The organism is Marinobacter sp. (genome assembly GCF_041690455.1).
Lineage (GTDB): Bacteria > Pseudomonadota > Gammaproteobacteria > Pseudomonadales > Oleiphilaceae > Marinobacter.
Genome location: NZ_JAWLHI010000129.1, coordinates 1 through 4,459 on the forward strand (window position 1 = coordinate 1; position 4,459 = coordinate 4,459).

Consider the following 4,459-nt stretch of genomic DNA (forward strand, 5'->3'; position numbering starts at 1 on the left):
ACTTACTGCGCGGGAGCCCTTGGTATTGGCTGCTTCACGGCGAAACAGTTATACCAACGGGCTCTCAGGCATGTCAACAACTCATCAAGGCTTTAATGTGTATTTATGCGCTCGCCAGCATCGCCTTCCTCGTCCCGGGGCTTCCCGGAACCGGCTTCACCGGACGCCGATTCGGCATGAGCCTCGGGCGGATATGCCAGGGCAATATCCAGCACCTCATCGATCCACTTGACCGGACGGATCTCCAGCGACTCCTTGATATTCTCCGGTATCTCCTTGAGATCCCGGACATTTTCATCGGGAATCACAACGGTCTTTATGCCGCCCCGGTGGGCTGCCAGCAACTTCTCCTTGAGGCCGCCGATCGCCAGGACACGGCCCCGGAGAGTGATCTCACCGGTCATCGCCACATCGGCCCGAACGGGAATCCGGGTCAGAGCAGAGACCAGCCCGGTACACATGCCGATACCCGCACTCGGGCCATCTTTCGGCGTGGCACCCTCAGGCACGTGGATGTGCAGATCATGCTTCTCATGGAAGTCAGCGGGGATACCCAGTCCTGCCGCGCGGCTGCGAACCACAGTCAAGGCGGTCTGGATGGACTCCTGCATGACGTCACCGAGTGAGCCGGTCTTGACCACACGGCCCTTGCCCGGTGTCAGGGCACATTCGATGGTGAGCAGCTCACCACCCACCTGGGTCCAGGCAAGACCGGTCACCTGGCCGATCTGATCACTTTCCTCGGCAAGGCCATATTTGAACTTCTTGACTCCGGAGTAGTCTTCCAGCATCTCCGGCGTCAGCGTTACAGACGCCTTTTCACCGGCTTCAACGTGCTCCCGAACCACCTTGCGGCAGATCTTGGCGATTTCACGCTCCAGGCCCCGCACACCGGCTTCCCGGGTGTAATAGCGGATAAGGTCGCGCAGGGTCTCTTCCGGTATCTTCAGCTCATCCTTGCGCAGGCCGTTGGCCTTGATCTGCTTCGGCAGCAGGTAACGCAGGGCAATATTCACCTTCTCATCCTCGGTGTAGCCCGGGATGCGAATGATTTCCATCCGGTCCAGCAGGGCCGGCGGAATATTCATCGAGTTGGAGGTACACACGAACATTACGTCCGAGAGATCGTAGTCCACCTCAAGGTAATGATCGTTGAAGGTATGGTTCTGCTCGGGGTCCAGCACCTCCAGCAACGCGGAGGCCGGGTCACCACGGTGATCCATACCCATCTTGTCGATCTCGTCGAACAGGAACAACGGGTTCTTGACCCCTACCTTGGACAGCTTCTGAAGGAGCTTGCCAGGCAGCGCGCCGATGTAGGTCTTTCGGTGGCCCCGAATTTCGGCCTCATCCCGTACACCACCCAGAGCCATCCGGGTGTATTTACGGTTGGTCGCCCTGGCGATGGACTGCCCGAGCGACGTCTTACCCACGCCAGGAGGCCCGACCAGGCACAGCACCGGCCCTTTCACCTTCTTCACACGACTCTGGACCGCCAGGTATTCGAGGATCCGCTTCTTCACCTCGTCCAGGCCGTAATGGTCGCGATCGAGGATTTCACGGGCTTTCTCGATGTCATGACGAACCCGGCTGCGCTTCTTCCAGGGCACCGCCAGCATCCAGTCGATGTAGCCACGCACCACGGTCGCCTCGGCGGACATGGGAGACATCATCTTGAGCTTGTTGAGCTCGGCTTCGGTCTTCTTGCGGGCCTCTTCCGGCAGGCCGGCTTCCTCGAGCTTTTTCTCGAGCTCTTCAAAATCGTTATTACCCTCACCGAGCTGACCCATCTCTTTCTGGATGGCCTTCATCTGCTCGTTCAGGTAATACTCCCGCTGGCTGCGCTCCATCTGCTTCTTGACGCGGCCACGGATGCGCTTCTCAACCTCGATCAGGTCGATTTCGCCATCCAGCTTGCCCAGCAGCAGGTCCACGCGCTTGCGCACGTCCAGGGCTTCCAGCAGTTCCTGCTTCTCGGGAATGCGCATCTCGAGGTGCGCTGCCATGGTATCGGCCAGGCGCTCTACCTCGTTGATGCCGGTCAGGGAGCTGGAGACCTCGGACGGTACTTTCTTTGAAAGCTTCACAAACTTCTCGAACTCGTCCGTCAGGGTCTTGACCAGCACTTCCTCTTCCCGCTCGGGAAGGGATTCCTCTTCCAGCAGCACGGCGCCGCCGGTGAGGTAATCGGCCTCACTGATGTTACTGATGGAGGCCCGGGCATTGCCCTCTACGAGTACTTTTACGGTACCGTCAGGGAGTCGCAGCATCTGCAGCACGGTCGCCAGGGTGCCCATTTCGAACACATCGTTGGCGCCGGGTTCATCGGTGGAGGCGTCGCGCTGGGCCACCAGCAGGATTTCCTTGCTGCCTTCCATCGCCGCTTCCAGTGCCTGGATGGATTTTTCACGGCCGACAAACAGGGGCACCACCATGTGCGGGAACACCACCACGTCCCGCAACGGGAGCAACGGGTATTCTTGCACGGTATCTTCGGGTATCAGGGTCATAGGACTTCCTCTGACGGTATTTCTTTCAGCATATCACCCTTCATTGGGGCACTGATTAAAATTGCAATCTTTTTGCGGGGGGAAAACGGATTGGAATTGGAGTTAACGTGGAGGTGAAGATGGGGTCAGATGAAGGCTTTCATCTGACCCCGGGTCCAGGGGTGAAGGTAGGGTCAGTCCTCGGGCACCGCCTTGGCGTGGTCGCTGCTGGCGTAGATCTTGAACGGCTCTGAATCGCCGTTGATCACGCTTTCATCGATGACCACCTTGGTGACGTCATGCTCGGACGGGATCTGGTACATGGTGTCCAGTAGCGTGGCTTCCATGATGGAACGCAGGCCCCGGGCACCGGTCTTGCGTTCCATGGCCTTGCGGGCCACGGCACGCAGTGCGTCTTCCCGGAAGTCCAGCTCCACGCCTTCCATATCAAACAGCTTCTGATACTGCTTGGTCAGGGCGTTCTTGGGTTGCGTGAGGATCTGTACCAGGGCATCTTCGTCCAGCTCAGTCAGCGTAGCCACCACCGGCAGCCGCCCGACAAACTCGGGAATCAGGCCGAATTTCACTAGGTCCTCGGTCTCCACATCCTTGATGACATCACCGGCGCTCTTGGCGTCGTTCTGGCTCTTCACCGTAGCGGAGAAGCCAATGGAGCTGCGCTCGGAACGTTCCTGGATCACCTTCTCCAGACCGGCGAAGGCACCACCACAAATGAACAGCATGTTCGTGGTGTCCACCTGCAGGAATTCCTGCTGCGGATGCTTACGGCCACCCTGGGGCGGAACCGACGCAACGGTGCCTTCGATCAGCTTGAGCAGCGCCTGCTGCACGCCCTCACCGGAAACATCCCGGGTGATGGACGGGTTGTCCGACTTACGGGAGATCTTGTCTATCTCATCGATGTAGACAATGCCACGCTGGGCCTTGTCCACATCATAGTCGCACTTCTGCAGCAGCTTCTGGATGATGTTCTCCACGTCCTCACCCACGTAACCGGCTTCGGTCAGCGTGGTGGCGTCCGCGATTGTGAACGGAACATTCAGCATGCGGGCCAGGGTCTCGGCGAGCAGGGTCTTACCGCTACCGGTCGGGCCAATCAGCAGGATGTTACTCTTGCCGAGCTCGACATCGTTCTTGCCCTCGCCATAGCGCAGCCGCTTGTAGTGGTTGTAAACCGCGACGGACAACACCACCTTGGCACGATCCTGGCCAATGACGTATTCGTCCAGGGTTTCCCGGATTTCCGCAGGTGACGGCAGACGATCACTCGCCTCCTCCTGGGAATTCTCCTGGATTTCCTCCCGGATGATGTCATTGCACAGATCTACGCACTCGTCGCAGATGAACACCGAGGGCCCTGCAATGAGCTTACGGACTTCATGCTGGCTCTTTCCACAAAACGAGCAGTACAGCAACTTGCCGTTATCGTCGCCTCTGCCGTTTCTTTCATCTGCCATTGAAATACCTCTGAGCTTGGTTTACCGGCGCAATCACCTCAATACGCCGGCAGGGAATGTTGCGATTACCTTCAGTATTATTTATTCGGTACACGCTTATCAAGTATAGAATCAATCAGGCCGTAGTCCTTCGCCTGCTGCGGATCCATAAAGTTGTCACGATCCGTGTCTTTGGCGATGGTCTCCAGTTTCTGCCCGGTGTGGTGGGCAAGGATGGAATTCAGGGTGTGACGGATTTTCAGAATCTCACGGGTGTGGATCTCGATATCCGTCGCCTGACCCTGGTAACCGCCCAACGGCTGGTGGATCATCACCCGGGAATTCGGCAGACACGCGCGCTTGCCTTCAGCGCCGCCCGCCAGCAGGAAGGCACCCATGCTGGCCGCCTGACCCACACACAGCGTGGCCACGTCGGGCTTGATAAACTGCATGGTGTCGTAGATAGACATGCCGGCTGTTACCGAACCACCCGGGCTGTTGATGTACAGGTGG

3 protein-coding genes are annotated in these 4,459 nt (G+C 58.4%); all 3 read right to left on the reverse strand.

All coding sequences use genetic code 11. The features are described from left to right. Nucleotides 1–92 precede the first annotated feature (92 nt). The gene (gene lon / locus ACESMW_RS18455) at nucleotides 93–2,510 is read right to left on the reverse strand and encodes an endopeptidase La (RefSeq protein WP_372988429.1); all 2,418 of its coding nucleotides are present in this window, start codon (nucleotides 2,508–2,510) and stop codon (nucleotides 93–95) included. Between the two features lie 173 nt (nucleotides 2,511–2,683). Further along, nucleotides 2,684–3,967 carry an ATP-dependent Clp protease ATP-binding subunit ClpX gene (clpX, locus tag ACESMW_RS18460; protein WP_092000054.1) on the reverse strand — a complete coding sequence of 428 codons (1,284 nt, stop codon included), beginning with the start codon at nucleotides 3,965–3,967 and terminating at the stop codon, nucleotides 2,684–2,686. Nucleotides 3,968–4,044: 77 nt separating this feature from the next. Continuing rightward, nucleotides 4,045–4,459 (reverse strand): ATP-dependent Clp protease proteolytic subunit (locus ACESMW_RS18465; protein ID WP_372988430.1); only part of this gene is annotated, 415 nt, incomplete at its 5' end.